The sequence below is a fragment of the Spongiibacter pelagi genome (assembly GCF_014705705.1).
GTDB classification, from domain to species: domain Bacteria; phylum Pseudomonadota; class Gammaproteobacteria; order Pseudomonadales; family Spongiibacteraceae; genus Spongiibacter; species Spongiibacter pelagi.
On the sequence record NZ_JACXLD010000004.1, the window covers coordinates 220,320 to 245,362 of the forward strand.

Consider the following 25,043-nt stretch of genomic DNA (forward strand, 5'->3'; position numbering starts at 1 on the left):
AGGGTATCCCGGTTTGCCGCCGGAAAATAACAATGCAAACACCCGAATCAGCTAAGACCGCGCCAGCAGAAAATGTGAAATCGCCCGGTGGCCGGTATTTCAAGCTCAGTCTTTATTTGGCGATGATGGCGATAGGTGCGGGGCAAACCGTGGTCTTTGCCGTGCTGCCAATGTTGGGCCGCGCGTTGGCGCTGGATGAACTGGTGATTGAATTACCGGCGCTAAATTTTTCCTATCAACCTAGAGAGCTGGCAATCACCTTACTTTCTGCGTTGACGGCGCTGGCTTTTTCTATCAGCGCGCCAAAATGGGGGCGCTTGAGTGACCGCCTCGGTAAACGCAAGTCGATCATCTTGGTGGGCTTGGTGGGACATTCCTTGGGCAGCTTGCTGTTTTGTTCAGTGGCGTGGGCGGGTATGGTCGGCTGGCTCAGCGGTGTGTTCTTTTATTTCCTTTTGGTTTTGAGTCGGGCATTACACGCCTCGGTGTTGGCCGCTACGCATCCCTCAATATCGGCGTATATGGTTGATGTTACAACGTTGGCGGAGCGCACCAAGGGCATTGTAAAACTACAGTCGTTTAACCAGCTTGGGGTAATGTTGGGCCCCATTTTAGCTTGGTATGTCCATATCAGTTATTTGGCGCCACTGCTAATCCACGCAGTAATCACCCTGTTTGTGGCGATGTTGGTTTGGTGGTATTTGCCGGAGTCGACGATCGCTAGGTCGCCGGGGATTGCCGCCGACGATGATGCCGAGCGTAATACTACGCCGCCGGGAAAAGCGTCTTACTTTGATCCCCGCTATCGCGAGTTGTTATTAACGGCATTTCTTCTATTTAGTTTGGTGAGTTTGGTTCAGCAAACCTTGGGTTTTTATTTTCAGGATCGCCTGCATTTAGACGGGGTTAAAGCAGCGCAATATTTCTCTTTGTCGATGGTGGCCTCTTCGGTGGCGATGGTAATTGGCCAGCTAACTGTGGTGCGGTTCTTTCACAGTTTTCCACTGCGTTTGGTGGTGATTGGTATGCCGTTATTAATTACCAGTTTTGCGGTATTGGCGGTGTCTCATAGTTTTGCCGGCTTAATGACGGGCATGGGCGTATTTGGTCTTGCTATGGGCTTAAACGGTGCTGGCCTAAATGCCACGGCAACTTTCTTAGTGAAGCCAGAGGAGCAGGGTAGCTTGGCAGGAATGGTCGGCGCGGTGATCGGTATGGGCTTTGTCAGCGGGCCTTTGCTAGGCGGTTTTCTGTACGGGATTCAAGATTATGCACCCTATGTATTTGCCTGTGTTTTAGGGGTCTTGCTGTGGTTAAAAGTTGCGCATCTTGAGCGCGGTTTGCGCGATTATTTTAAGGAACAGCTCAAGACAGGATAAGCGGTCTTCTGGGTGGGTAAAAAATAGTCGTCTCTGTGCTTCCTGCGCCGCTTCTGGGCAAGGGCGAATCAGCACCAGCTTATCCACAAACTTATTCACCTAATCTGGGGAAAACCTCGCCGCTAAGGTGACGATTCTTTTTCTTTTGAGCCTGGGCAATGTCCTGATTTGATCTGGATCAGTACTCCGCGTTGTTTTTGGCTCCTAAGCGTTATCCACGATGCATCTTTCTTTACAGCGTGGTAGTGGTGTGATTTATTGTGATGTAGTCCACAATAATGGCAATCTGGCCTGTGTCGCGTTCTCAATAAAGAGAGCTTTAGTTGCCTCGCCATGCTGACCTGGAAACGTTGAGACCATGAAAACACGCAAATCTCTGCCCGCATTATTACCCCTGTGCTTGGCTGTAATGTTAAATCGTGAGGCAATGGCTCTCGGGATTGGCGAGGCGCGACTGGACTCCACATTAGGGAAGCCTCTGCAGGCACGGATTCCGGTATTCAGTGCCAAAGGCCTTGATGAGACTCAGCTAAATATTAAGATTCTGCCGAGTTATGATTCGGACGCAACACAGTCGATCAGTGATGTTTCCTCATTAAAACTCAGTGTGGAAACGAGTCTGAATGAAGACGGTAAGGGCATTATTTATCTAAGTAGCCCTGAGCCAATTCGCGAACCTTTCTTGGATTTTACCGTGCAGGTACGCTGGCCACAGGGTTCAATTCAGCGGGAATACACCCTGCTTTTTGACTTGCCGGGATTAGTTCCTGTACTAGCGCCAGTCGCCGTGCCGGTAAAAACTGCCGCTGCTCAAATTTCTCCGCGTTCGTATCAGCCGGGCACCACATCAACGTCATCTCGTTCAGAGATAAAACCGAAACCCGCACCGGGTAAAATCCCCCCGCTGAGTGACAATCACAAACGCTATTTAATTCGCCGTGGTGATAGCCTGTGGGGAATTGCGGGTAGCTTGAGTCGAGAGCGCGGTGTTTCTCGCCAGTTGTTGATGGATCAGCTATTTGCTTTGAATCCTTCAGTCTTTATTCGTGGCGATCGCAGCCTAATTGCCGAGGGCAAATGGCTGAATATTGATGCCGCGCAGCTTGCGGCGGTACTAAATACGGCGCCTGTCGAACCTAGTGCTCAGTTTGCAAATAATGCTGGAGCTGAAGCCCTTAGCACTGATGCAGTCCTTGTTGTTAATGAAGCAGCCCTGAGCGCAGATGGAACAGCCCTGAGCACTGATAAAACAGCCCTGAGCGATTCCAGCACTGAACTGGCTTCAAGTTCTGCCTTGCCGCAGACCCTTGCCGAGGTACAGGCTGAAACTGAACAAGTGTCTCAAGGTATCGTCGAAATGAGTGCTAAGTTGCAGGCTTTGCAAATTAGATTGGCGAAACTGCAAGAAGAATATCAGGGGCTGAAAGAGCTTGAGGCGGGGCTTTCGCCAGAGTCCTCTGCCGCTGCAGGCAATAACGACGCTGAATTACTTGCTATTGCTGCCTTAGAGAATGTGGCTAGCTCAGCGAATAATGCCGAGCCAGTTGCAGCTACAAATGTAGCTAATGTCATCAGCGTTGAGGGGGCGGGTGGTGCAGAGCCATCAGCTGTCGATGAAGAGCCATTAGCTGTCGATGTAGAGCCATCAGCTGTCGATGAAGAGCCAATGTCTGACGATACTGCAGTGCTTACCGTGGGTGATGAAGGTAGCACTGCCGGATGGAATTGGTGGTGGATTGTGGTCGGTGCCGGTGTTGTGTTGGCACTCTGGGCCCGTCGTCGCTCCGGTACGGCTAAGCCGGTAACCTCGCGTGAACCTGATATACAGCACTTTTCGTCAAATGCAGTTGCTGGGAGTCGGGTTGAGCCAGTCAAAACCGGTATCGATGACAGTGTGTTTGATAATCTTGCTGCGGAAACCGCCGCTAAGCCAGTTGTTGCTAGCGCTAAATCCTGGGTAAGTGCAGAACCTTCGCCCTTTGAAAAGCCTGATGATAGCGTGTTTGCCGAGCTTTCTAAGTTGCCAGTTGCGGGCGCTCCTGCAACTAGCAATTCGGGGGATACCTCGGCTTTTGAAGAAGAGTTGATTATTGACGATTCTTCATTTGAAGCTCCCTCATTAGAAGACTCGGTGTTTGAAGATACGGTATTTGATGATTTGGTTTTAGATGACGCAGTGTTAGACGGCTCAGCGTTAGCGGACTCGGAGTTAAAGGGTAAGGCAGAGCCATCTGCCGCATTGATCAATGATTTCGAGTTGTCATCCTTTGATGAATTGGGTTTGGATTTTAGTGATGACGCCCTCGATACCCCACTCGATGACGCTTTTGCTGAGAGAGCAGCAGCGTGTATTGCCTCTGGGGATTATGAAGCCGCTCGGCCATTGCTGGAAAAACAGCTTGCCCAGGACGAAGATAATGTTGAGGTGCAACTGAGCCTGCTAGACACCTATGCCCATCTTGGGCTGAGCGAGGAGTTTGAATCACTGGCCCTGCAGTTGGAGTTCAATGAGTCTTTGAACAGTGAACACCAGCTCGATGCTATGCGTGAATTGCTGCAAGAAAATACGGGTTCTTTATCCGTCGTTCGTTCCCTTAAAAGTTAAGCATGTCTTCAAACAAAAACTGGTTTCGGCTTCATGCAGAGACCCGTGATTTTATTGTTATTGAGAAAGCCGCGGGCGCTAATTTGCATCGCAATCAGCGCGGTGTCAGCCTGCTTGATATTCTCAAACAGGATTACCCAAACGTATCTTTATCCTTGGTGCATCGGCTCGATGACGCCACCTCGGGCCTGTTATTAATTGCTCGTCATGCTGAAGCGGCTGCTGAGTTGTCTGCGCAGTTTTCCCGCCGAGAAGTAGAAAAATATTATTTGGCGATCGCCCGTGGCAAACCGAGTAAAAAACAGGGTGCGGTAATTGGTGATATGGAAAAAAGCCGCAATGGCAGCTATCGCCTGAGTCGTTCCAAAAATAATCCAGCGATCAGTTATTTTCATAGCAGTGCTATTGGCGAGGGGCGGCGAGTGTATTTACTTCGCCCCAAAACCGGAAAAACCCATCAATTGCGGGTGGCTTTAAAAAGCTTAGGTGTTCCAATTTCTGGCGATGAGCGTTACGGCGGCGAGCTTGCCGACCGCTGTTATCTGCACAGTATGGTGCTGGGATTTAGCTACAAGGGGAAGGCGTTTCGGTATTGCGCGGTTCCTGAACAGGGTAGGCTTTGGGACAATGACGGCTTGCGCGAGGCGTTGTTACAATACGCCCAACCTTGGTCCTTGCAGTGGCCAAAATAACGACAAGCTGCCGTTAATGGTAGTGGTGCTAAGGAATACGAGTTCTAATGAACGATCCTCATGATGATTTGCTAACGAAACTTAACCGAGAAACCGCAAAAATTGCGTGGTCGGAACTCGACCGTTTTTACGCCACGGGTGCGGTGGTTGAGGTTGCGGCTAGCGAAGATTTAGTGAACGTCGCCAAGGCGATGGCAGAAGATGATGCCGCCCAAATTAGCCGTTTAATGGGTGAAGGATTATTGTTTAAAGTCGATGATCAGCGCGCTGCGCAATTTCAGGAAGGTGATCGAGTGCTGTGGGCGGTGGTTGTTGCGCCTTGGGTCTTGGTTCAAGATCGCTAATTACTGAAATTTAAGGGGCTGGGATAATGTCTGTGAATCTTCCGTCGATTGCATCCTGCGAAACCTTAATCGGTGAGATTGATCACCGCCTAGTCGCTTTTTTTTGCGAGCAGGCCGAGGGCTACGATATTCCTCCGGCAGAACTTTATCGTCTCGAAGGCAGTATGGCGTGCTTGCTCGCGTTGGGTTTACAAAGCGAATCCCAGCTTAAAGCTCGCTTGCTAGAATTGGCGGCAGAGTATGGTGATAAAGCGCTCTATGAACGCTATAAACGCGATACCCGACTTTACCTTCATCTTGCTATGAAGCCTGCTCCGGTTTACCCCAGTACCCGCTCAGCGAATTGAGTGGGTAAAAAATGAGTAAGCAACTTCTCGAGCAATTAGCGGTGGACCGGCAGCAGGGGCATCGTCGAGGTCTAATGATCAGCGATGATCTCGTCGCCGTTCAATCGAGATTCTCTGACCTGTTAAACCAGCTCAATGCTCAAAATAGTGAGCTGCTTAGCCGGGTTTTGTTTTTGGGCGCTGATAATCCGTTTGGATTTAAGCCAGCGCAGCGAGGCAGTTACCTCGGTAGTGAATCTACCATGGTCGTGATTGATGGCTGGCAGCACACGGCGTTCAACGAATGGTTGGCGGTCATTGATACCTTAAAAGCCGGCGGTCTTTTGGTATTGCTCTGTCCTAAGTTAGATCAGTGGCCGGCCTTATATCAACAGCAAGCTCGGGCCGCGAATGACGGCTCCGATTCCCACGCCAATTTTATTCACCGCCTAGCACAGTTATTACCCAGCCTTGATGCATTTTCCACAGGCTTGCCGGAGCCGTCAGCTTCTCCTTGGCAAATTAACTTGCCCAGCGAAGATCAACAGAAATGTGTAGATGCCGTTTTACGCTGCAGTCGTGGCCGTACTGGACGGCCCTTGGTCATTAGAGCAGATCGAGGGCGGGGTAAAACCAGTGCGCTGGGAATTGCCGCTGCCAAGCTGGTGTTGGTCGGAAAGAAAATCGTGCTGTGCTCGCTGCATAGGGCGTCAGTGCAGGCGGCATTTCAACGGTTTGATGACACTTTAGCGGCAGTTGATAAGGCGAAACTTGAAAAGCTGAGTGTTAGTCCAGATCGACGACAATGGGGCGAGGCTTATTTGCAGTTCTACTCGCCACAAGGCCTGTTGGATGAGCTGCCTGAAGTCGACCTCATACTGATTGATGAGGCGGCCATGCTGCCGATTTCAAGTTTAGAAAAATTAATCCGGCATTATCCGCGTGTCGTGCTGAGCAGCACAGTATTTGGTTATGAAGGGAGTGGCCGTGGCTTCGATATTCGGCTTAGTGCTTTTTTAAATGCGCATTACCCGCAGTGGCGGCGGCAATATTTAAAACAGCCTATCCGCTGGTCGGAAACTGATCCTTTGGAGGCTGCGCTTAATTCGCTGTTTCTGCTGGATGCAGGGCGGCAATTTGATAATGAAGTCGAGCAGGAAAACAGCTTAGCTGTTGATGATGTTCAAATTGAAGTCTTGAATGCGGCGGAGTTGAGCGCGAATCAAACCCTGCTAAAACAGGTGTTTGCGCTATTGGTGGAAGCCCATTACCAGACCACGCCCCAAGATTTGGTGCAGTTAATGGATGCTCGCCAAGTGTTAGTTGTGGCGCATTATCGGCAAAAATTAGTAGGGGTATGCCAGGCATTTTTTGAGGGTGAGCCCGACTTGGCGCAACGCGATCCTGAATTACTTTCTGCTTTGATTCGTGGGCAACGCCGGCCAAAGGGGAATTTGGTCGCCCAGCGTTTGTGTAATCAATTTGCTGAAGATCGCTTTTTTACTTTGCCGAGTCTCAGAGTCAGCCGAATTGCGGTGGCAGCAAACTATCGGCGATTTGGTGTGGGCGGGGTGTTGCTGCGGGCATTGGAAAATGCCGCTAAATCAGTTGGCGCGTCCTTTCTTAGTTCTAGTTTTGCAGTAACCGCCGAGGTGCTACGTTTTTGGCTGAAACAGGGTTTTACGCCCTTGTACTGCGGTGAGCGACGGGATACCAGCAGCGGTTCTTGTTCGGTGATTGTTGCCAAGGCCTTGGATGCCGATTCACAATCATTACTGAACTTTGCTGCGCGACAGTTTTGCGCAAATTTACCAATGCAATTTATCGCCAATGCTGAGCTTATCTCCGGTGAAGTTCTTGGTTTGCTTATTGGTTCAAGCGCAGATGATGCGGGTATTTTGTGCGAGCATGACATACAAAATGCGCGACGGTTTTCGCTTGGTGAAATCAGTCTATTTCAGGCCAGACCGAATTTATGCCGCGCACTTTGTGCACTGCCGTTTCAACATGTTTGCGGTTGGGAGTGGGTGATTGAGCTGTTCTTGCTTAACAAGCCTGTAGCGCAGCTTATTGCCGAGCAAAAATTTAAGGGTGTCGCAGAATTGCAACAGGCTTTGCAGGCGTTCTTTGCTACACTGGTCGGGCAAGAATTCAATAAAGAACCACAGGAATAGGACAGCATTGTGAGCAGTGTTTTCAGTATGATTATCAAGCGGGAATTGCCGGGGCATTTTGTCTACGAAGATGATTTGGCGATTGGCATTATGACCATTGCGCCGATTGTGCCAGGCCATGTATTGGTGATTCCCAAAGAGGAGATTGATCACTGGGATGATCTGCCCGCAGAATTGATGGCGCACCTGTTTGCCGTTTCCAAAACCATTGCCAAGGCGCAAAAGCAGGTTTACCAATCTGAGCGTGTAAGCCTACAAATTGTCGGACTGGAAGTGCCTCATACCCATTTGCATCTAGTGCCGATTAATACACTGTCAGATGCGGATTTTTCTGGTGCCAGCATGGCCGAGCAGTCGGCCTTGGCGGCCGAAGCCGAGAAAATTCGTCAGGCACTGGCTGGCTGATTCAGCGCAAGCTCCTTATTTACAAGTTCTTTTGGCCCAAGTTCTTTTGGTACAAGCTCTTTTGGCAGGGTCGGGGGAATTACCCGCTCTGCTGATTTTGCCGTTCTTTCTTCAGTAATTTCGCCAGTAATTTCTATCACGGCGATATTCTGATTCTGCACAAGCTGACTCTGCTCTTCCTGAGTCTGTATTTCTCCGCGCAGCCATGCGCCGCCATCGGGGTCGTGCAAAATGCTGCCTACGCCGCCGGGCGTGATAATCTCAAGCTGCTGTTGCGTTTCAGTAAAGTGCTCTTCGCTGGGGAGTTCCAAGCGGTCGAGTGCGTACTTAAGCGCGGCGGCATTGAAGTCAAAATCAATTTTCTGGGTTTGTCTTTCGCCCCAGCGTGGCGCCAGTGCTTTATCCAGTGTCATCAACTTTTCAATCTTGCCTAGTAGGTCTTGAGAAAATTCCGAGTAACTCTGTTGCAAGTGCTGCATTTCTGCAAAAAGCAGATCGTAGAGCGAGTCTGGCTTTTTTAGGATCTCTAAAAACAGGGCCGCTCGATTTTCATAAACAGAGAGTGGTGAACTAGGGTTAAGCCCGGATGTTTTAGCGGCGTAATGATTGGCAACGGACTGCAATAACTGGCGCAAAATCGGGCCGGTGACAACGCTTTTTTGGAAGGCGAGGTAACGCAGTGTTAACGGCAGAATATGGCCGTGGGCAAACAGCATATGCGCCGTGATTAACATATAGCCCTGTAAACCCTGTTCGCGGTCAAAGGTATGGCTGGCGACAACATATTCACCCTTGGCTTTGCCGTAACCGGCAACGGGAATAGTTTGGATCTGATATTCCTCACGCTTTTCATAAAACTCGGTGCCGGGCAGTAGGGTATAGGCAAAGATATTCAAGCTGGGGAAGGTGCGCAGTAATTGATCGAGATTGCGCTCAAATTCCGGCAGATTATCACCGGGCAGTCCCCAGATTAATTCTGCCGCAATGGGAATGCCTTGCTCCGCCATACTTTGGGCAATCGGCTCAAATTTATTGGCAGCCATATTTTTGCGGTTGCTCAGTTCCAAGGCGAGAGGGGTGAGGGTTTGCAGAGCTAATTGGTAGTGGGGCAGCAGCTTATTTTGATTAAGCAGCAAAACGATTTCCTGCACTTTGGGGCTGTGCTTTTTCGACCACGAGGTAGCGAAAGTGCTAGGTAAACCGGTTTCTTTTTTAAGCTCGCAGATTAATTTGGCTTTTTCGACATCTTCTTTCAGTGCGCCAAAATTGGAGTCTGCCAGCCAGATGTCCTTGATGCCGGCGGCCACAATTTTGCGCCAATCTCGTTCAATTCTCGGCATGGAAAATTGGTACATTTTGCCGCCAATGGCGCCGGTTCCCCATTCGCAAAATGCGCATTTATAAGGGCAGCCACGGCTGGTTTCATAAGAAATGGAATCGTATAAGGGCTTACCTTTGGCATCGGTTAGCTGCACAACATCCAGTGCGGAGGGCAATTCATCGAGCCACTTTCGGCGCTCTCGTGTTTTGGTTTTTACGATGTCATTGTTATTCAGATAGGCGATGCCGGTGGTGTGTTGCCAGTGCTGGGTATATAGCCCATCGAGAAGGTCGGCAAAGGTTTGTTCACCCTCGCCAAGCACAATCGCGTCAATCGGGTCGTCAAATAAATAATCTTCCGCCTGTTGTACATGAGGGCCGCCGGCAATACAAAAAACACCGGGGCAAGCCTGTTTTATTTCGTGAATTAATTCGAGAAATTCGGCGGCGTTCCAAGTGTACATACTGAAACCGACAACCGGCGTTTGTCCGGCTTTTAGCGCTTGTTGCCAGCGCGGTAATAAGGTTTTACGCCATGTTGATTGCCACTCTGACAGCTTGTGTTGATCGCGGTAGTGAACCAGCTCGATATCGTAATTCTGGCGATGTAGGCCGTATTCTTGGTAGTAGGCTTTTAATCCACCAGTAGTAGTGGGAACCGCCCAGAACAAGTCGGAGTCCATGCTGAATAAATGCACGGGAATAGGGTGTGCCATGACGTGGTTTTCACTTCTTATTTGTTGTCATTTTAAACTTAAGATTAGCAGGCTTTCCGGTTGTGCTCTATGACCGATATGACACATTTAGTTGGCGTTTATACCCTGTTTGCAGGGCGTTTCGCTGGGGTTTATGGGGCACACTGACCCAATAAATAAAATAATGTGGGGTTGTGATGATTGAAGTACATGTCAGTCGAGAAGTGGATGCGCCGCTGGAAAAAGTATGGGCGTTGATGGCTAATTTTGGTGATTTGAGTTGGGCGCCGGGTATTGAGCGACTCGAGGTGATTGGCGAAGGCATCGGTATGATTCGCCGGGTCTATATGCCGGGCATGGAGCCGATTGATGAGGTGCTCACCGGCATGTTTCCCGAGGAAAATAGACTGAGCTACGATATTCCCCGTGGACTGCCGATGCCGATGACTGACTACAGCGCATCGGGGCAGGTGAGTGACTTGGGCGAAGGACGTTCCCGTCTAGATTGGTATGGTCGCTGTAAACCATTGGAAGGTTTAAGCGAAGCCGATGCCAGCAAAATTCTCGAAGATACTTATGTGATGCTGCTTGGTTGGATTAATGACAGTGTAACCGCTTGAGCTCTGTTCAAGCGGGGCGCTTTCGAATTTTGCTAACTGACTTTATAGCGGCTTGCGGTCGCTGGCAGGGTGTCCACGCCAAGCAAATAGCGGCGCAATAAATCCAAACCGAGAGCGGTGACCATGTTTTGGAAAAAGGGCCGCTCAAAGGGCAGGCGCAGGCACAGTGTTTTGATATTGTCTGCGGCTCCCCAAGCTAGCCAGACTGTACCTACGGGTTTGTCTTCGGTTCCACCATCGGGGCCGGCTATACCGGTTACAGCAATACCCACATCCGCGCCGCTGACCCGCAATGCACCGCTGAGCATTTGCTGGGCGACCACTTCGCTTACCGCGCCTTCTTGCTCCAGCGCCTTCCAGCTAACCCCTAGTACTTCGGCTTTCATGCTATTGCTGTAGCTGACAATACCGCCTAAAAAGCGCGACGACGAGCCCGGAATGCGAGTGATTTCTGAGGCAATTAAGCCGCCGGTGCAAGATTCGGCGGTGACCATATTGCTGCGTTTATCATTCAATTGTTGCAAACACGCTGCGGCCATTGTGCAGGGCATTTCGCCTAAAACATGTTCGGCGAGTAGCGCTTTCACCTTGTTTTTCCAGCTTTCGAGTTGCTCGTCCATGCCTGCTAAGCGAGCGGTTAGTTTTACTTCTAGCACTGGGAATGAGGCGCGAAAACCCAATTCGATGGTTTCTGGCCAATCCGGAAAGGCATGGTCAAACATTTCCTGCAGAGTAGATTCGCCGAGCCCAAAAACACCGATCCGCACGGTTTTGATATAGCCGCTGGCATATCGAGATTGCAGGAAAGGGATAATCTGCTGGCTAAGCATGGGCCGCAGTTCTGAGGGCACCCCCGGTGTGGCAATAATAATGCAGCCTTGGTGCTGTAAGTTGATGCCAACAGCACTGCCGGTGGCATTGGGGATAATGGCGCTGCCTTTAGGTAAAAAGCTTTGTTTTAGGTTGGCTTTGTTTAGCTGATAGCCTCGTTGTTGTGCCCACTGTTGGAGATGTTCAAGTGCTTCGGGGTGTTGCTCTAAGGGGTTCCCGCTGACCTTGGCGAGAGCGTCGGCGGTAAGATCATCCACGGTAGGGCCGAGGCCGCCATTGATAATTAGCACGTCTGTATCACGACTGAGTAGGTCGATTTCCTCGCAGAGTAATTTTATATCATCGCCAACAGTCACCTTTTTATGAAGCCGCCAGCCGAGAGGAGCAAACTGGTTGGCAATCATTGAGGAGTTCGAGTCAATGGTATCGCCGGCCATTAATTCGTTGCCGGTGAGCAGTAAATTTATTTTCATGATTTCTCTATCGAAACGGGTAGTCTGTACTACGATTTGTATGGCGTTTGGGATTTAATTTAACACGACTTTGTCTTACAAAAATAAGTTATGACCAATAGGGAGAGAAATCATGAAATCGTCACTCACTAGCGCGTTGCTGGTACTCATTATTATTGCATTGGGTGCTTATGCCTTTTGGGATCACCGCATGCAAACTGAGCGTAATGCGGCGTTGCAGAATGAACTCATTGCGGTGAATAGCCGGCTCGAACGCTTGGAAATGAATATGGCTAAAACCCGCGCCGATATGGATGAGTTGGGTGAGTCATCGCTTGGCGGAATGATTGAAGATGCCAACGATGCCTTGATTGAAGGTTGGTCGGCGATGATGAATGCGGTGGGGCGCGAGTTGGAAACAGCCCGCCAAACGTTTGAGAAAAAGCGCCAAGAGATGGAAGCACAAAAACAGCAAGAAGATCAGTCTGCCGCTGGTAGTGGTGATGGGGCGCTATAAGCCCAGTAGGGAGCTTCTGATTAATTGCTGCGCTCGCTACATTAATCAGAATCTCCTAGGGTTTAGGAGCTGTTTGAATTAAGAGCTGGGCAGAATATCCAGCCTGCGGCCAGCACTCCAACCGCCATCAACTAAAAACTCTGAACCCGTTGAGTAACTGCTTTCGTCAGAGGCTAGGTACAGGCTCAGGTTGGCGACCTCGGCGGGCATTCCCACTCTTGGTAGGGGAAAGTCTGCGTAAAACGCATTGTCCTGTTCGGTGGGTTGTTGGTTGGGGGCGGCACCGTGCATGGTGCTAAAAATACCGCCGGGGTGAACGCTATTCACGCGTATGCCATAACAACCCAGTTCGATGGCGGCGGCTTTGGTGAGGCCGCGGATGGCAAATTTTGAGGAAATATAAGCGGAGAGTCCGTTTTTGGCTTGTATGCCGTCGATGGAGGAAATATTGATTATTGAACCGCCTCCGGCTTTTTTCATAGGTTCAATAGCGGCGCGAATGCCGTTGTAACAGCCGAGCTGGTTAATTTGAATAACCCGCATATAAGCATCGGCGTCGGTATCTTTGATTGAGCCGACGGCCAGCACGGCAGCGTTGTTAATCAAAATATTAAGGTCGCCAATGGCTTGGGCGGTTTCCATTAAGGCCTGCCAATCCGCTTCAGATGAGACGTCGCAGTGCTGGTAGGTGGCGTTTTCCCCCAGCGAATTTGCTAGCGCCTTGCCTTGTTCATCGAGGATATCGGCAATGATGACCTTGGCGCCTTCTGCTATAAAACGGGTGGCGGTGACCGCGCCGGTTCCGCCCGCGGCGCCAGTAATAATGGCGGTTTTTCCTGCCAGTCGTTGCATTATTATTTTCCTTGTTTGAGTGTGGCTTTATTAGAAATTTAAGGGGCTTGCCTGCCAATGCCCCAATTGGATGAGTGTGGCGTTATGGGATTTTTCAAGGCATGGGATGGTAAAAGCCTTGCCATGGTATTGGTGACGGTATGGGTGAGGGTATTGGTGACGGTATTGCTGATGGCGAGTTTTTTGGGCGTTTCGGCATGTAGTGAGCGTCCTGCAGGTGTGGCAGAGACGGCTCGGTCGAGTGATTCAACGGAAGTGCCTACATCGGAAGCTGCCAGTGCAACTAGTGCTGAATCGGTACTTTCTAAGCCTGACGGGGAGCAGGCATCCGCGACTGAAGAAGAGTCGGTTTCAGGCGAAGAAGTGGGTATCGAGCCGGAACAAGAATCAGAACCTAGCTCAGAACAGGGGGATTTAGATTTATCCTACGAGCCACAAGAGCGGCAAGGCCTGTCAGAAACAAATGAATTTTCCGAGTCATCCCAGCGGCCAATTAATATGGATAAGGCCTTTGCCGAACAAAAAGAGTCGGAGTCGCGCTTAAAAATTAATTCCAAGATACACGTTAAAGACGGCACTGATCTGAATAGTGTGCGACAGGATTATCGCGGTGCGGTGGATGGTGGCGAGGTGAGTGTGGAGTATAAAACGCGCTGAGCTATTTTTAAGTTGGTCGTGGACTAAGTTGGTCGTGAAGTAAGTTAGTCAGAGGAATCAGGCATATATAAAAAAGCCCCGAGAACGGGGCTTTTTTATTGCAGATGACTGGCGATTAACGCTTGTCCAGAGGTACGAAGTCACGCTGCGCTGGGCCGGTGTACAACTGACGTGGACGACCGATTTTGTAGCTGCCGCTGATCATTTCGTTCCAGTGTGCAATCCAGCCTGGGGTGCGGCCCAGAGCAAAGATTACGGTGAACATGCTGGTTGGAATGCCGATCGCTTTCAGGATGATGCCTGAGTAGAAGTCGACGTTCGGGTACAGCTTTTTAGATACAAAGTATTCGTCTTCCAGAGCAATTTGCTCCAGACGTTTGGCGATACGCAGCAGTGGATCGTCTACGCCCAGTTCAGCCAGTACTTCGTCAGCTGCTTGCTTCATTACTTTGGCGCGTGGGTCAAAGTTTTTGTATACACGGTGACCGAAGCCCATCAGACGGAATGGATCGTCTTTGTCTTTGGCCTTGGCAACAAATTCGTCGATGCGAGATTCGTCACCAATTTCTTCCAGCATATTCAAAACCGCTTCGTTGGCACCGCCGTGAGAAGGTCCCCACAGAGCTGCAATACCCGCAGAAATACAGGCGAAGGGGTTGGCGCCAGTAGAGCCAGCCAGACGTACCGTAGAGGTTGAGGCGTTTTGCTCGTGGTCTGCGTGCAGGATAAAGATTTTATCCATGGCGCGGGCCACAACGGGGTTCACTTTTGAAGGCTCGCAAGGGTTGCCAAACATCATGTGCAGGAAGTTTTCTGAGTAGCTCAGGTGGTTCTGCGGGTACATGAAAGGCTGGCCAATGGTGTATTTGTAAGTCATGGCCGCCAGAGTTGGCATTTTAGCGATCAGGCGAATAGCTGAAATTTGGCGGTGCTGTTCGTCTTTAATGTCCAGTGAGTCGTGGTAGAAGGCTGATAGGGCACCAACGACACCACACATAATTGCCATGGGGTGCGCATCGCGGCGGAAGCCTTTGAAGAAAGTGCTGACCTGGTCGTTGACCATGGTGTGCATACGCACTTTGTTTACAAATTTTTCTTTTTGCTCCGCAGTGGGCAGGGCTCCGTATAACAACAGGTAGCAGGTTTCTAAGTAGTCTGACTGCTCAGCCAGTTGGTCGATGGGGTAGCCGCCGTGCAGCAGAATGCCTTGGTTACCATCGATGTAAGTGATCTTTGACTCAGTAGATGCCGTAGAGACAAAGCCTGGGTCGTAGGTGAAGTAACCATTGCCGGTCAGGGGGCTAACGTCAATGACGTCTGGGCCAATGGTACCGGAGTAAACATCGAGCTCCAGTGTCTTACCATCTACGCTCAGGGTTGCTTTTTTATCGCTCATACGGGCTCCTATTTTTTCATAGCTTTTGGCGATGGCTTTTGATGTCTGGTAAACCACAGGGTAATTCGGCTACCCACATCAAAAAGCGGCCTTTCACGCCGAGGTCAACAGGGGGTGACCTCCGGGCATAGTAGGCGGGACTGACAATATAGAGAGATGAATTTGTTTGTCAACGGTGAAGACATTTTACCTTGGTCTAATTGATTCACCAATTGCTGTTGATTATTTTGTCGACCGAGCAGTAGTTGCGCCCCTTTATGGTGCGCTATATTTTGGATGGGGCGCTATGGCACCATAATTGTGCGAAATAGTGCCTTAAGCCCTTGATATTATGCTTGTTTGTGTCTTTATTTTAACTTAATTACCGGTTTGTAATTAATGGGGCATGGCACTATAATGCCCCGCGTTTCTTCAGGGGCGGGGCTCTGTAACGTAGTGCGCAGGCCTGCTGTACGCTGTCTCGCTCAGTAATACCGAAGACAACTCCTACTATTAACCGCCCGATTTACTTGGGCCAATGACTAAAAGTGTGGCAACCGTGAACGATAAACGACCTGTTAATCTGGATATCGGAACAATCGCACTGCCGATTACCGCGTATACATCAATATTGCATCGCGTCAGTGGCGTTTTTCTCGTCGCTGGAATGGCAGTTCTATTCTGGCTCCTTGGTACCAGCCTTTCTGGTGCAGAAGGTTTTGAACAGGCTAAAGCCTGTCTGGATTCTTTTTGGGGCAAGCTGGCCGTGTGGGCTGTGTTGGTCGGATTGAGCTATCACGCAGCAGCCGGTGTTAAGCACCTGATTATGGATGCCGGTATCGGTGAAACAATGAAGGGCGGTGAAACCGGTGCCAAGCTGGTGTTTGCGGTTACCGCGGTTATGGTTCTGTTGACGGGGTTGTGGGTATGGTAAAGGCAGTTACAAGCTTTGGCGGCAGTGGTCTGTCGGATTGGTTGGTGCAGCGCGTTTCTGGCGTTGTGCTGTTGGCTTACTTCCTGGTAGTGGGTTCTTTCTTGGTATGTAACGGTGCCGAGCTGACTTATGAGCAGTGGAGCGCCTATTTTGATTCCACATTTATGCGTGTGTTTAGCACTGCGGCGGTGCTGTCGGTTGTGGCGCACAGCTGGATTGGTCTGTGGAGCGTGTCCACTGACTATCTGACCGAGAGAATGATGGGTGGTAAGGGCACGGTTCTGCGTCTTGCTTTCCAAGCTGCTTCGGCAGTGGTTCTGTTCACTTACCTCGTCTGGGGCATCCAGATTCTGTGGAGTTAAGCAATGGCTAATGTTCGTACTATTTCTTTCGACGGTGTAATCGTCGGCGGTGGCGGCGCGGGTATGCGCGCGGCACTGCAATTGGCTCAGTCGGGCTACAAAACAGCAGTAATTTCTAAAGTATTCCCAACTCGCTCACACACTGTGTCTGCTCAGGGTGGTATTACCTGTGCAATCGCCAGTGCCGATCCTCAGGATCAGTGGCAGTGGCATATGTATGACACCGTAAAAGGTTCTGACTACATCGGTGACCAAGACGCGATTGAATATATGTGTCAGGTAGGTCCTGAAGCGGTATTCGAACTGGATCACATGGGTCTGCCGTTCTCACGTACCGAAGAAGGCCGTATTTATCAGCGTCCTTTCGGTGGTCAGTCTAAGAATTTTGGTGAGGGCGGTCAGGCTGCTCGTACTTGTGCTGCTGCTGACCGTACTGGCCACGCACTGCTGCACACGCTGTATCAGGGCAACCTGAAAAACAACACTGTGTTCTTCAATGAGTGGTACGCCACTGATATCGTGAAGAACCAAGACGGCGCGGTTGTGGGTGTTATTGCTATCTGCATCGAAACCGGCGAAGTGGTTTACGTTAAATCTAAAGCGACTGTGTTTGCTACAGGTGGTGCGGGTCGTATTTACGCGTCTACTACTAATGCGCACATCAATACTGGTGACGGTATTGGTATGGCACTGCGTGCAGGCTTCCCAGTACAAGACATCGAAATGTGGCAGTTCCACCCAACTGGTATCGCTGGCGCGGGTGTACTTGTTACTGAGGGTTGTCGTGGTGAAGGCGGCTATCTGGTAAATAAAGATGGCGAGCGTTTCATGGAGCGCTATGCGCCAAACGCGAAAGACTTGGCCGGCCGTGACGTTGTTGCGCGTTCAATGACTCGCGAAATCATCGAAGGTCGTGGCTGTGGTCCAGAGGGCGATCACGTATTCCTGAAACTGGATCACCTAGGCGAAGAAGTGCTGGAAAGCCGTCTGCCTGGTATCTGTGAGCTGTCGCGTACATTTGCACACGCTGACCCAGTAAAAGAGCCAATTCCGGTAATCCCAACCTGTCACTACATGATGGGCGGTATTCCAACCAATATTCACGGTCAGGCACTGACTGTAGACGCCAATGGCAACGATCAGGTGATCCCCGGTCTGTACGCCTGTGGTGAGGTGGCTTGTGTATCTGTACACGGTGCTAACCGTCTGGGTGGTAACTCACTGCTCGACTTGGTGGTATTCGGTCGTGCTTCAGGTCTGTTTATCGAGAAAGCACTGCGCGAAGGTATTGATATGCGCGATGCCTCTGAGACCGATCTTGAAAACGCGCTGTCTCGTCTGAACCGTGTGAACAACACTAAAGGCGGTGAGAAAGTGGCTGACCTGCGCAAAGAGCTGCAAGGCGTTATGCAGAATCACTTTGGTGTATTCCGTCGCGGCGACTACATGCAGGAAGGCGTTAAGAAACTGGCTGATCTGCGTGGTCGTATCGAAAACGCGCACTTGGAAGACAAGAGCAATGCCTACAATACTGCACGTATTGAAGCGCTGGAGCTGCACAACTTGTTTGAAGTGGCGGAAGCAACTGCGATTGCCGCTGAAGAGCGTAAAGAAAGCCGTGGTGCTCACGCTCGCGAAGATTTCCAAGATCGCGATGACGAAAACTGGCTGTGCCACTCTATGTACTACCCAGGTGAAAAACGCGTTGGTAAGCGTGCGGTTAACTTCGCACCAAAAACCCGCGAAGCTTTTGCGCCTAAAGTACGTACCTACTGATCCAGGAGATAGGCAATATGTTGAAGGTAAGTCTCTATCGCTACAATCCTGAGGTTGATCAGGAACCCTATATGCAAGACGTCGAGATCGATACCGCAGGTAAAGATCTGATGGTGTTGGACGTGTTGGAATTGCTGAAAGCCAAAGATCCTTCTTTGGCCTACCGCCGCTCATGCCGTGAAGGTGTGTGTGGATCAGACGGCATGAACATGAACGGTAAAAATGGCTTGGCTTGTATCACGCCAATTTCAGAAGCGCTGAAAAACGGCAAAGGCGGTAACACGCTGGTGCTGCGTCCGCTGCCTGGTCTGCCGGTTATCCGCGACCTGGTTATCGACATGAGCTTGTTCTATCAGCAGTATGAGAAAGTTAAGCCATACTTGGTGAACAACACGCCTGCGCCAGCCATCGAACGTCTGCAAAGCCCAGAAGAGCGCGCCAAGTTGGATGGTCTGTACGAGTGTATTCTCTGTGCCTGCTGTTCTACTGCGTGTCCGTCTTTCTGGTGGAACCCAGATCGTTTTATTGGTCCAAGTGGTTTGCTGCAAGCTTATCGCTTCCTGGCTGATAGCCGTGATACGGCTACCGAGCAACGTCTGTCTGAACTGGATGATCCATTCAGCGTGTTCCGTTGCCACGGTATCCAAAACTGTGTGAACGTTTGCCCTAAAGGTTTGAATCCTACCAAGGCAATCGGTCACATTCGCAATATGCTGCTGAGCCGGGGTACCTGATTTAGCAGTCGCCACCGGCCTAGTGCCGGTGGCAGCTTCCCGTTCTGCAGCGGGAATAAAAATTCTGCGGCTTTTCGTTACTGGCGGCAAAGATTGCCGGAGCGAAAACAAGAACTCGGCACTTACCGGTGCTATAAGAGATTTAAAGTATTGAAAGGGCAGGGGAAACCCTGTGGTTATTGCTGGACAGGCGGCGTACACTTAGCGCTGCTGGCCATCGGGCATGGAGAGGTGCGCTTATCGGCTCACCAATCCTCGGGCAAACCGACCTTTCCTGACAGGTGACAAGAATGCAGAATGCATCCATGGAGCTGCTGTGGCAGAGCTCCCATATATCCGGCGGAAATGCAGACTATGTAGAAGCGCTGTACGAAGCCTATCTTGATGATCCACAAGCCGTGCCAGATGAATGGCGTAGCTATTTCGACACTCTTCCCCGCGTCAGCGACGCCGTCCCCAGCGACACTCCTCACTCTCCTATCCGCGAACACTTTGCTCAATTAGCCAAACAGCCCGTTAAAGGCAATGGCGTCGTTAACAATCAAGTCAGTGACCACGAGCGCAAACAAGTCCGCGTTATTCAATTGGTGAGTGCGTATCGCCAGCGGGGCCATCAGGAAGCTTTGCTAGATCCGCTGGGATTGTGGCAGCGTTCCCGCGTACCTGATCTCGAGCTGCAATATCACCAGCTCAGTGAATCTGATTTCGATACCGTGTTCCAAACCGGCAGCATGTATATCGGTCGCGATCAGGCCACGCTACGTGAAATTTACGACTCGCTGCGCCAGACCTATTGCCGGTCGATCGGTGCGGAATTTATGCACATTGTCGATACCCGCGAGCGCGCGTGGATTCAGCAGCGTATGGAAAGCGTGCGTTCCAAGCCCGTGTACGAACTGGATGTGCGCAAACACCTGCTGGAGCGTTTGACGGCGGCTGAAGGTCTGGAGAAATCTCTGGGCTCCAAATACCCCGGTACCAAGCGCTTTGGTCTTGAGGGCGGTGAATCACTGATTCCAATGCTCGACGCGATGATTCAGCGCGTTGGTGGTTTCGGTGCCAAAGAAGTTGTTATCGGTATGGCCCACCGTGGTCGACTTAACGTACTGATCAATATTCTGGGTAAAAACCCCACCGAACTGTTCGATGAGTTTGAGGGTAAAGCCAAGTACGAAGGTTCTGCCGACGTTAAATACCACCAAGGTTTCTCATCGAATGTAATGACCTCTGGTGGCGAAGTGCACTTGGCCATGGCCTTTAACCCCTCGCATTTGGAGATTGTTTCTCCTGTAGTTGAGGGTTCGGTGCGCGCTCGTCAGGATCGCCGCGAAGACACTACGGGCAACACCGTTGTGCCGATTGTTATGCACGGTGATGCAGCTTTTGCGGGGCAGGGTGTGGTTATGGAGACGTTCCAGATGTCTCAGACCCGCGCTTACAAAACCGGTGGCACCATTCATATCGTAATTAACAACCAAGTTGGTTTTACTACCAGCTTGCAAGAAGATGCGCGCTCTACGGAGTACTGTACTGACGTTGCCAAAATGGTTCAGGCGCCGATCTTCCATGTGAACGGTGATGACCCAGAAGCGGTGTTGTTTGTTTCTCAGCTGGCCGCCGATTACCGCAATGAATTCAAGAAAGACGTCGTGATCGACCTGATGTGCTACCGCCGTCGCGGTCACAACGAGGCGGACGAGCCTTCCGGCACCCAGCCACTGATGTACAAGCAGATTGGCAAGCAAAAAACGACGCGTACTCTGTATGTGGATCGCCTGCTTGAAGAGGGCGCGATTGATAAAACCTTGGCCGACCAGATGGCGGATGAATATCGCCAGATGCTGGACGACGGTAAGCACGTTGCCAAGTCGCTGGTCACCGAGCCAAACAAGGCCATGTTTGTCGATTGGACACCATACCTTGGTCACGCTTGGGACGTCGCTAGCGATACCCGTATTGAGGCAAAAGAGCTGACCGCCATTGCCGATGGCATCAACTCTGTGCCTGCGGATTTTGCGCTACAGCGCCAAGTGCAAAAACTGTATCAAGACCGTAAAGAAATGGCCTTGGGTGAACAGCCAGTAAACTGGGGTTTTGCAGAAACCTTGGCCTATGGTTCCTTGCTGAAATCCGGTTATCAGGTTCGTATTACGGGTCAGGACGTGGGTCGCGGTACCTTCTCTCACCGGCATGCGGTATTGCACAGCCAAACCGATGCTAGCCGTTATGTTCCTCTGCAAAATCTGGCCGGGGCGCAAGCGGATTTCGATATCTACGATTCGCTGCTCTCTGAAGAGGCAGTACTGGCCTTCGAATATGGGTATTCCACCACACAGCCTAAGGCGCTGGTGATTTGGGAAGCCCAGTTCGGTGACTTTGCCAACGGTGCGCAAGTGGTTATCGACCAGTTCATCAGCAGTGGTGAATTGAAATGGGGTCGCCTCTGTGGTCTGACCATGTTGTTGCCACACGGTTACGAAGGGCAGGGGCCAGAGCATTCATCGGCTCGCCTTGAGCGCTTCATGCAACTGTGTGCCGAGCACAATATTCAGGTTTGTGTGCCTTCTACGCCTGCGCAGGTATTCCACATGCTGCGTCGTCAAGCGCTGCGTCCGCTGCGTCGGCCGCTGGTGGTGATGTCGCCCAAGAGCTTGCTGCGTCACAAAGAAGCGGTTTCAAGCATGGAAGAGCTGTCCAATGGTCAGTTCCAAAATGTGATTGATGAGACCGATGCGCTGGATAAATCAGAAGTTACGCGCTTAATTATCTGTAGCGGTAAGGTCTATTACGATCTGCGTGATGCCCGCCGTGAGCACGGTAAAAACAGCATAGCTATTGTGCGTTTGGAGCAGGTTTATCCATTCCCCTATGAAGATCTGCGCAATGTGATTGCCCAGTATCCTAATTTGAAGAAAGTAGTGTGGTGTCAGGAAGAGCCGCGCAACCAAGGGGCTTGGTATAACACGCGTCATCGTCTGTCGCGGGTAATTCGCAGCTTTAAGCCTGAGAAAAACCTGTTGCTGGGCTTTGTGGGTCGCGACCCCTCGGCTTCTCCAGCAGCGGGCTATATGGCACTGCATAACGAACAGCTGCAAACCTTTATTAAACAGGCGCTGAAACTCTGATTCAGCGTTATAACAACTTTTGTGCTTGAAAAACTGACACAGGAAAAATCATGAGTATTGATATCAAAGCGCCTACCTTTCCAGAATCTGTAGCGGACGGATCGGTAGCAACCTGGCATAAGCAAGTTGGTGAAGCAGTGAGCCGTGATGAGCCACTGGTCGATATCGAAACCGATAAAGTCGTGCTGGAAGTGGTTGCACCTGCGGATGGTGTACTGACAGAAATTCTGCGCGGTGAAGGCGATACCGTGCTGAGCGATGAAGTGCTGGCTAAATTTGCTGAAGGTGCTGCGGGCTCTGCTGCGGCTCCTACTGCTGAAGCACCAGCGGCGGCGGCAGCTTCCGCTGATGATGTGAAAGCCAGTCCAGCTGCGCGCAAGATGATGGATGAAAAAGGCCTGGATGCCAGCGCAATTACCGGCACCGGTAAAGGCGGCGTGATCACTAAAGAAGACGTGATGAATGCGGGTAGCGCGCCTGCGCCAAAAGCGGCTGCGGCGGCTCCAGTCGTTGAAGTGGCGGCGGGTGATCGCGTTGAAAAACGCGTTGCTATGACTCGTCTGCGCAAGCGTATTGCTGAGCGTCTGCTGGATGCCAGCCAGAAAACCGCGATGTTGACCACCTTTAATGAGGTCAATATGAAGCCGGTTATGGATCTGCGCAATCAATACAAAGACCTGTTCGAAAAGAGCCACAACGGCACGCGTCTGGGTTTCATGAGCTTCTTTGTTAAAGCAGCCTGTGAAGCACTGAAGCGTTTCCCTGTTGTTAATGCCTCTATTGACGGCGACGATATCGTGTACCACGGCTACCAAGACGTAGGTGTAGCGGTTTCCACCGATAAGGGCTTGGTTGTGCCTGTATTGCGCGACACGGATTCAATGAGCCTGGCCAAAATTGAAGAGAAGATTCGTGACTTTGGTCTGCGCGCCCGTGACGGTAAGCTGGGCATCGACGAAATGCAAGGCGGCACCTTCACTATCACTAACGGTGGTGTATTTGGTTCGCTGCTTTCAACCCCTATCCTGAACCCACCGCAAACTGCGATTTTGGGTATGCACAAAATCCAAGAGCGCCCCATGGCGGTTAATGGCAAGGTTGAGATTCTGCCAATGATGTACCTGGCGGTGTCCTACGATCACCGTTTGCTCGACGGTAAAGACGCGGTTCAGTTCTTAGTAACCATTAAAGACCTGCTGGAAGATCCGGCCCGTATTCTGTTAGAAGTTTGATTTGGGTTTTTATTGAATAACCAAATAAATCAGATTGTTACGGATTCTTTATAAGGTTTAACTGCAGGTAACTCCTGCAATGGGAAATGTGTTATGTCTAAGTATGATGTTGTTGTCATCGGTTCAGGCCCTGCGGGTTATCACGCGGCAATTCGTGCGGCGCAACTGGGTTTCAGCACCGCCTGTATCGAAGGCGATCTGAATAAAGGCGGCAAACCTGCCTTTGGTGGTACCTGTCTGAATGTGGGCTGTATTCCTTCCAAGGCACTGCTGGATACCAGCTTTAAATACCATGAAGCCAAAGACGGTTTTGCCGTTCACGGCATTAACGCAAAGGACGTCAGCATTGACGTTCCTGCCATGATTAAGCGCAAAGACGATGTTGTCGCTCAGCTGACCGGCGGTATCGGTGGTTTGTTCAAGGCTAACGGCGTTACCGCGATTGAAGGTTACGGCAAGCTGTTGGCGGGTAAGAAAGTGGAAGTTACCAAAGCCGATGGCGCGGTTGAAACACTGGAAGCTACCCACGTTATTTTGGCGGCAGGCTCCAAGCCGGTTGAAATTCCACCTACGCCACTCGATCAAAACCTGATTGTCGATTCTACCGGTGCGCTGGAATTCACCGCAGTACCTAAGCGTCTGGGTGTGATCGGAGCGGGTGTTATCGGTCTTGAGCTGGGCAGCGTTTGGTCGCGTCTGGGTAGTGAAGTGGTGGTGCTTGAGGCCATGCCCGAATTCCTGCCTATGGTCGATAAGCAGATTGGCAAAGAAGCCGCCAAAATCTTCAAAAAGCAGGGCTTGGATATTCGCCTTGGCTGCAAAGTGACTGGCTCCAGCCAAACTAAAACCAAAGTTAAAGTGACCTATAACGACGGCGAAAAAGATGTTGAAGAAGCCTTCGATAAATTGATCGTTGCTGTTGGTCGCAAGCCACGCACCGCCGGTCTGTTGGCCGATGATTGCGGCGTGAGCGCGGACGAGCGCGGCTTTATTCCCGTTAACGATCTGTGTGAAACCGGTGTGGCTGGTGTTTATGCGGTTGGCGATATTGTTCGCGGCCCAATGCTGGCTCACAAAGGCATGGAAGAGGGCGTGATGGTTGCTGAGCGTATTGCCGGCAAGAAGCCCACCGTTAACTACGATTTGGTGCCCAGCGTGATTTACACCCACCCGGAAGTGGCGTGGGTTGGTAAGAGCGAAGAGCAGCTCAAAGCCGATGGCGTTCCCTATGAAGTGGGTGTATTCCCCTTTATCGCCAGTGGTCGTGCGCTGGCCGCTAATGATGCCGGCGGTATGGTTAAGATGATCGCCCATGCGACTACTGATCGTATTTTGGGTTGTCAGATTATCGGCGCGAATGCCGCTGATTTGATGCAAGAAGTTGCAATCGCCATGGAGTTTGGCGGCAGCGCTGAAGACATTGGCATGATCATGTTTGGTCATCCCAGTCTTTCAGAGGGTGTAAAAGAGGCGGCTCTCGCCTTGGGTGGGCACGCGATCCACATCCCAAACCGCAAGAAGCGGAAATAGAATTTGCGGTGCGTCGCAAAATTCGGGAAAATACAGCCCCGAATTTTGCGTGCCAGCGCAATGTCAAACGGGGTGGACCATTCACTGACAGGGATGCTGTCCGCTT

The 25,043-nt window shown here is 51.0% G+C and carries 21 protein-coding genes; 17 read left to right on the plus strand and 4 right to left on the minus strand.

Annotation, left to right across the window (positions count from 1 at the left end):
- Positions 1 to 32: 32 nt before the first annotated feature.
- From IB286_RS09035 to IB286_RS09065, 7 genes are all read left to right on the plus strand, one after another.
- Complete coding sequence (locus IB286_RS09035) at positions 33 to 1,379, plus strand: MFS transporter (protein WP_190764665.1); 1,347 nt, start codon at positions 33 to 35, stop codon at positions 1,377 to 1,379.
- A gap of 358 nt (positions 1,380 to 1,737) precedes the next feature.
- Positions 1,738 to 3,984, plus strand: coding sequence for a FimV/HubP-related protein (locus tag IB286_RS09040; protein ID WP_190764667.1), 2,247 nt, complete (start codon positions 1,738 to 1,740; stop codon positions 3,982 to 3,984).
- Positions 3,985 to 3,986: 2 nt separating this feature from the next.
- Positions 3,987 to 4,676 (plus strand): TIGR01621 family pseudouridine synthase, encoded by a 690-nt coding sequence (locus tag IB286_RS09045; protein ID WP_190764670.1) that lies wholly within the window; start codon positions 3,987 to 3,989, stop codon positions 4,674 to 4,676.
- Positions 4,677 to 4,723: 47 nt separating this feature from the next.
- On the plus strand, positions 4,724 to 5,020 hold the full coding sequence (locus IB286_RS09050; RefSeq protein WP_190764676.1) for a DUF2288 domain-containing protein: 297 nt from the start codon (positions 4,724 to 4,726) through the stop codon (positions 5,018 to 5,020).
- 26 nt (positions 5,021 to 5,046) lie between these two features.
- The gene (locus IB286_RS09055) at positions 5,047 to 5,367 is read left to right on the plus strand and encodes a hypothetical protein (protein WP_190764678.1); all 321 of its coding nucleotides are present in this window, start codon (positions 5,047 to 5,049) and stop codon (positions 5,365 to 5,367) included.
- A gap of 11 nt (positions 5,368 to 5,378) precedes the next feature.
- On the plus strand, positions 5,379 to 7,520 hold the full coding sequence (locus IB286_RS09060) for a GNAT family N-acetyltransferase (protein ID WP_190764680.1): 2,142 nt from the start codon (positions 5,379 to 5,381) through the stop codon (positions 7,518 to 7,520).
- A 9-nt stretch (positions 7,521 to 7,529) separates the two neighbouring features.
- Positions 7,530 to 7,925 carry an HIT family protein gene (locus tag IB286_RS09065; RefSeq protein ID WP_190764682.1) on the plus strand — a complete coding sequence of 132 codons (396 nt, stop codon included), beginning with the start codon at positions 7,530 to 7,532 and terminating at the stop codon, positions 7,923 to 7,925.
- Here the strand turns inward: IB286_RS09065 and IB286_RS09070 are convergent.
- A complete protein-coding gene (locus tag IB286_RS09070) occupies positions 7,907 to 9,961 on the minus strand; it encodes a B12-binding domain-containing radical SAM protein (protein ID WP_190764684.1) in 2,055 nt (684 codons plus the stop codon). The two genes, IB286_RS09065 and IB286_RS09070, sit on opposite strands and share 19 nt — an antisense overlap.
- Positions 9,962 to 10,137: 176 nt before the next feature.
- Here IB286_RS09070 and IB286_RS09075 point away from each other — a divergent pair, with 176 nt between their 5' ends.
- Positions 10,138 to 10,560: an SRPBCC family protein gene (locus tag IB286_RS09075; RefSeq protein WP_190764686.1), complete on the plus strand. Its 423-nt coding sequence runs from the start codon at positions 10,138 to 10,140 to the stop codon at positions 10,558 to 10,560.
- A 32-nt stretch (positions 10,561 to 10,592) separates the two neighbouring features.
- Here IB286_RS09075 and IB286_RS09080 read toward each other — a convergent pair whose 3' ends face one another.
- On the minus strand, positions 10,593 to 11,864 hold the full coding sequence (locus IB286_RS09080; RefSeq protein ID WP_190764688.1) for a CinA family nicotinamide mononucleotide deamidase-related protein: 1,272 nt from the start codon (positions 11,862 to 11,864) through the stop codon (positions 10,593 to 10,595).
- A 112-nt stretch (positions 11,865 to 11,976) separates the two neighbouring features.
- Here IB286_RS09080 and IB286_RS09085 point away from each other — a divergent pair, with 112 nt between their 5' ends.
- Positions 11,977 to 12,360 (plus strand): hypothetical protein, encoded by a 384-nt coding sequence (locus IB286_RS09085; RefSeq protein WP_190764690.1) that lies wholly within the window; start codon positions 11,977 to 11,979, stop codon positions 12,358 to 12,360.
- Between the two features lie 78 nt (positions 12,361 to 12,438).
- Here IB286_RS09085 and IB286_RS09090 read toward each other — a convergent pair whose 3' ends face one another.
- Positions 12,439 to 13,212: a glucose 1-dehydrogenase gene (locus IB286_RS09090; RefSeq protein ID WP_190764692.1), complete on the minus strand. Its 774-nt coding sequence runs from the start codon at positions 13,210 to 13,212 to the stop codon at positions 12,439 to 12,441.
- A gap of 57 nt (positions 13,213 to 13,269) precedes the next feature.
- Between IB286_RS09090 and IB286_RS09095 the strand changes: the two genes are divergently transcribed.
- A complete protein-coding gene (locus IB286_RS09095; RefSeq protein ID WP_190764694.1) occupies positions 13,270 to 13,869 on the plus strand; it encodes a hypothetical protein in 600 nt (199 codons plus the stop codon).
- Between the two features lie 115 nt (positions 13,870 to 13,984).
- Here the strand turns inward: IB286_RS09095 and IB286_RS09100 are convergent, their stop codons facing one another.
- Positions 13,985 to 15,265: a citrate synthase gene (locus IB286_RS09100; RefSeq protein ID WP_190764702.1), complete on the minus strand. Its 1,281-nt coding sequence runs from the start codon at positions 15,263 to 15,265 to the stop codon at positions 13,985 to 13,987.
- A gap of 538 nt (positions 15,266 to 15,803) precedes the next feature.
- On the opposite strand from IB286_RS09100, the gene sdhC reads away from it, so the two are divergent.
- The 7 genes from sdhC (at position 15,804) to lpdA (ending at position 24,937) form a co-directional block, all read left to right on the plus strand.
- The gene (gene sdhC / locus IB286_RS09105; RefSeq protein ID WP_398284924.1) at positions 15,804 to 16,178 is read left to right on the plus strand and encodes a succinate dehydrogenase, cytochrome b556 subunit; all 375 of its coding nucleotides are present in this window, start codon (positions 15,804 to 15,806) and stop codon (positions 16,176 to 16,178) included.
- Positions 16,172 to 16,540, plus strand: a complete 369-nt coding sequence (gene sdhD, locus IB286_RS09110; RefSeq protein ID WP_190764706.1) for a succinate dehydrogenase, hydrophobic membrane anchor protein — start codon at positions 16,172 to 16,174, stop codon at positions 16,538 to 16,540. Before sdhC ends, sdhD begins: the two co-directional genes overlap by 7 nt.
- A gap of 3 nt (positions 16,541 to 16,543) precedes the next feature.
- The gene (gene sdhA / locus IB286_RS09115; RefSeq protein ID WP_190764708.1) at positions 16,544 to 18,316 is read left to right on the plus strand and encodes a succinate dehydrogenase flavoprotein subunit; all 1,773 of its coding nucleotides are present in this window, start codon (positions 16,544 to 16,546) and stop codon (positions 18,314 to 18,316) included.
- 17 nt (positions 18,317 to 18,333) lie between these two features.
- Positions 18,334 to 19,050: a succinate dehydrogenase iron-sulfur subunit gene (locus IB286_RS09120; protein ID WP_190764710.1), complete on the plus strand. Its 717-nt coding sequence runs from the start codon at positions 18,334 to 18,336 to the stop codon at positions 19,048 to 19,050.
- Positions 19,051 to 19,340: 290 nt separating this feature from the next.
- Entirely contained in the window at positions 19,341 to 22,175 is a 2,835-nt protein-coding gene (locus tag IB286_RS09125) for a 2-oxoglutarate dehydrogenase E1 component (protein WP_190764712.1), read from the plus strand.
- 50 nt (positions 22,176 to 22,225) lie between these two features.
- Complete coding sequence (gene odhB, locus IB286_RS09130) at positions 22,226 to 23,407, plus strand: 2-oxoglutarate dehydrogenase complex dihydrolipoyllysine-residue succinyltransferase (protein ID WP_190764714.1); 1,182 nt, start codon at positions 22,226 to 22,228, stop codon at positions 23,405 to 23,407.
- Between the two features lie 93 nt (positions 23,408 to 23,500).
- Positions 23,501 to 24,937, plus strand: coding sequence for a dihydrolipoyl dehydrogenase (gene lpdA / locus IB286_RS09135; RefSeq protein ID WP_190764716.1), 1,437 nt, complete (start codon positions 23,501 to 23,503; stop codon positions 24,935 to 24,937).
- The last annotated feature ends 106 nt before the right edge of the window (positions 24,938 to 25,043 follow it).

Excerpts from the sequence above, each read along its gene's own strand:
- IB286_RS09035 (WP_190764665.1), top strand. The coding sequence starts at position 33 with ATGCAAACACCCGAATCAGCTAAGACCGCGCCAGCAGAAAATGTGAAA.
- IB286_RS09040 (WP_190764667.1), top strand. The coding sequence starts at position 1,738 with ATGAAAACACGCAAATCTCTGCCCGCATTATTACCCCTGTGCTTGGCT.
- IB286_RS09045 (WP_190764670.1), top strand. The coding sequence starts at position 3,987 with ATGTCTTCAAACAAAAACTGGTTTCGGCTTCATGCAGAGACCCGTGAT.
- IB286_RS09050 (WP_190764676.1), top strand. The coding sequence starts at position 4,724 with ATGAACGATCCTCATGATGATTTGCTAACGAAACTTAACCGAGAAACC.
- IB286_RS09055 (WP_190764678.1), top strand. The coding sequence starts at position 5,047 with ATGTCTGTGAATCTTCCGTCGATTGCATCCTGCGAAACCTTAATCGGT.
- IB286_RS09060 (WP_190764680.1), top strand. The coding sequence starts at position 5,379 with ATGAGTAAGCAACTTCTCGAGCAATTAGCGGTGGACCGGCAGCAGGGG.
- IB286_RS09070 (WP_190764684.1), bottom strand. The coding sequence starts at position 9,961 with ATGGCACACCCTATTCCCGTGCATTTATTCAGCATGGACTCCGACTTG.
- IB286_RS09075 (WP_190764686.1), top strand. The coding sequence starts at position 10,138 with ATGATTGAAGTACATGTCAGTCGAGAAGTGGATGCGCCGCTGGAAAAA.
- IB286_RS09080 (WP_190764688.1), bottom strand. The coding sequence starts at position 11,864 with ATGAAAATAAATTTACTGCTCACCGGCAACGAATTAATGGCCGGCGAT.
- IB286_RS09085 (WP_190764690.1), top strand. The coding sequence starts at position 11,977 with ATGAAATCGTCACTCACTAGCGCGTTGCTGGTACTCATTATTATTGCA.
- IB286_RS09090 (WP_190764692.1), bottom strand. The coding sequence starts at position 13,212 with ATGCAACGACTGGCAGGAAAAACCGCCATTATTACTGGCGCCGCGGGC.
- IB286_RS09095 (WP_190764694.1), top strand. The coding sequence starts at position 13,270 with ATGCCCCAATTGGATGAGTGTGGCGTTATGGGATTTTTCAAGGCATGG.
- IB286_RS09100 (WP_190764702.1), bottom strand. The coding sequence starts at position 15,265 with ATGAGCGATAAAAAAGCAACCCTGAGCGTAGATGGTAAGACACTGGAG.
- sdhD (WP_190764706.1), top strand. The coding sequence starts at position 16,172 with ATGGTAAAGGCAGTTACAAGCTTTGGCGGCAGTGGTCTGTCGGATTGG.
- sdhA (WP_190764708.1), top strand. The coding sequence starts at position 16,544 with ATGGCTAATGTTCGTACTATTTCTTTCGACGGTGTAATCGTCGGCGGT.
- IB286_RS09120 (WP_190764710.1), top strand. The coding sequence starts at position 18,334 with ATGTTGAAGGTAAGTCTCTATCGCTACAATCCTGAGGTTGATCAGGAA.
- IB286_RS09125 (WP_190764712.1), top strand. The coding sequence starts at position 19,341 with ATGCAGAATGCATCCATGGAGCTGCTGTGGCAGAGCTCCCATATATCC.
- odhB (WP_190764714.1), top strand. The coding sequence starts at position 22,226 with ATGAGTATTGATATCAAAGCGCCTACCTTTCCAGAATCTGTAGCGGAC.
- lpdA (WP_190764716.1), top strand. The coding sequence starts at position 23,501 with ATGTCTAAGTATGATGTTGTTGTCATCGGTTCAGGCCCTGCGGGTTAT.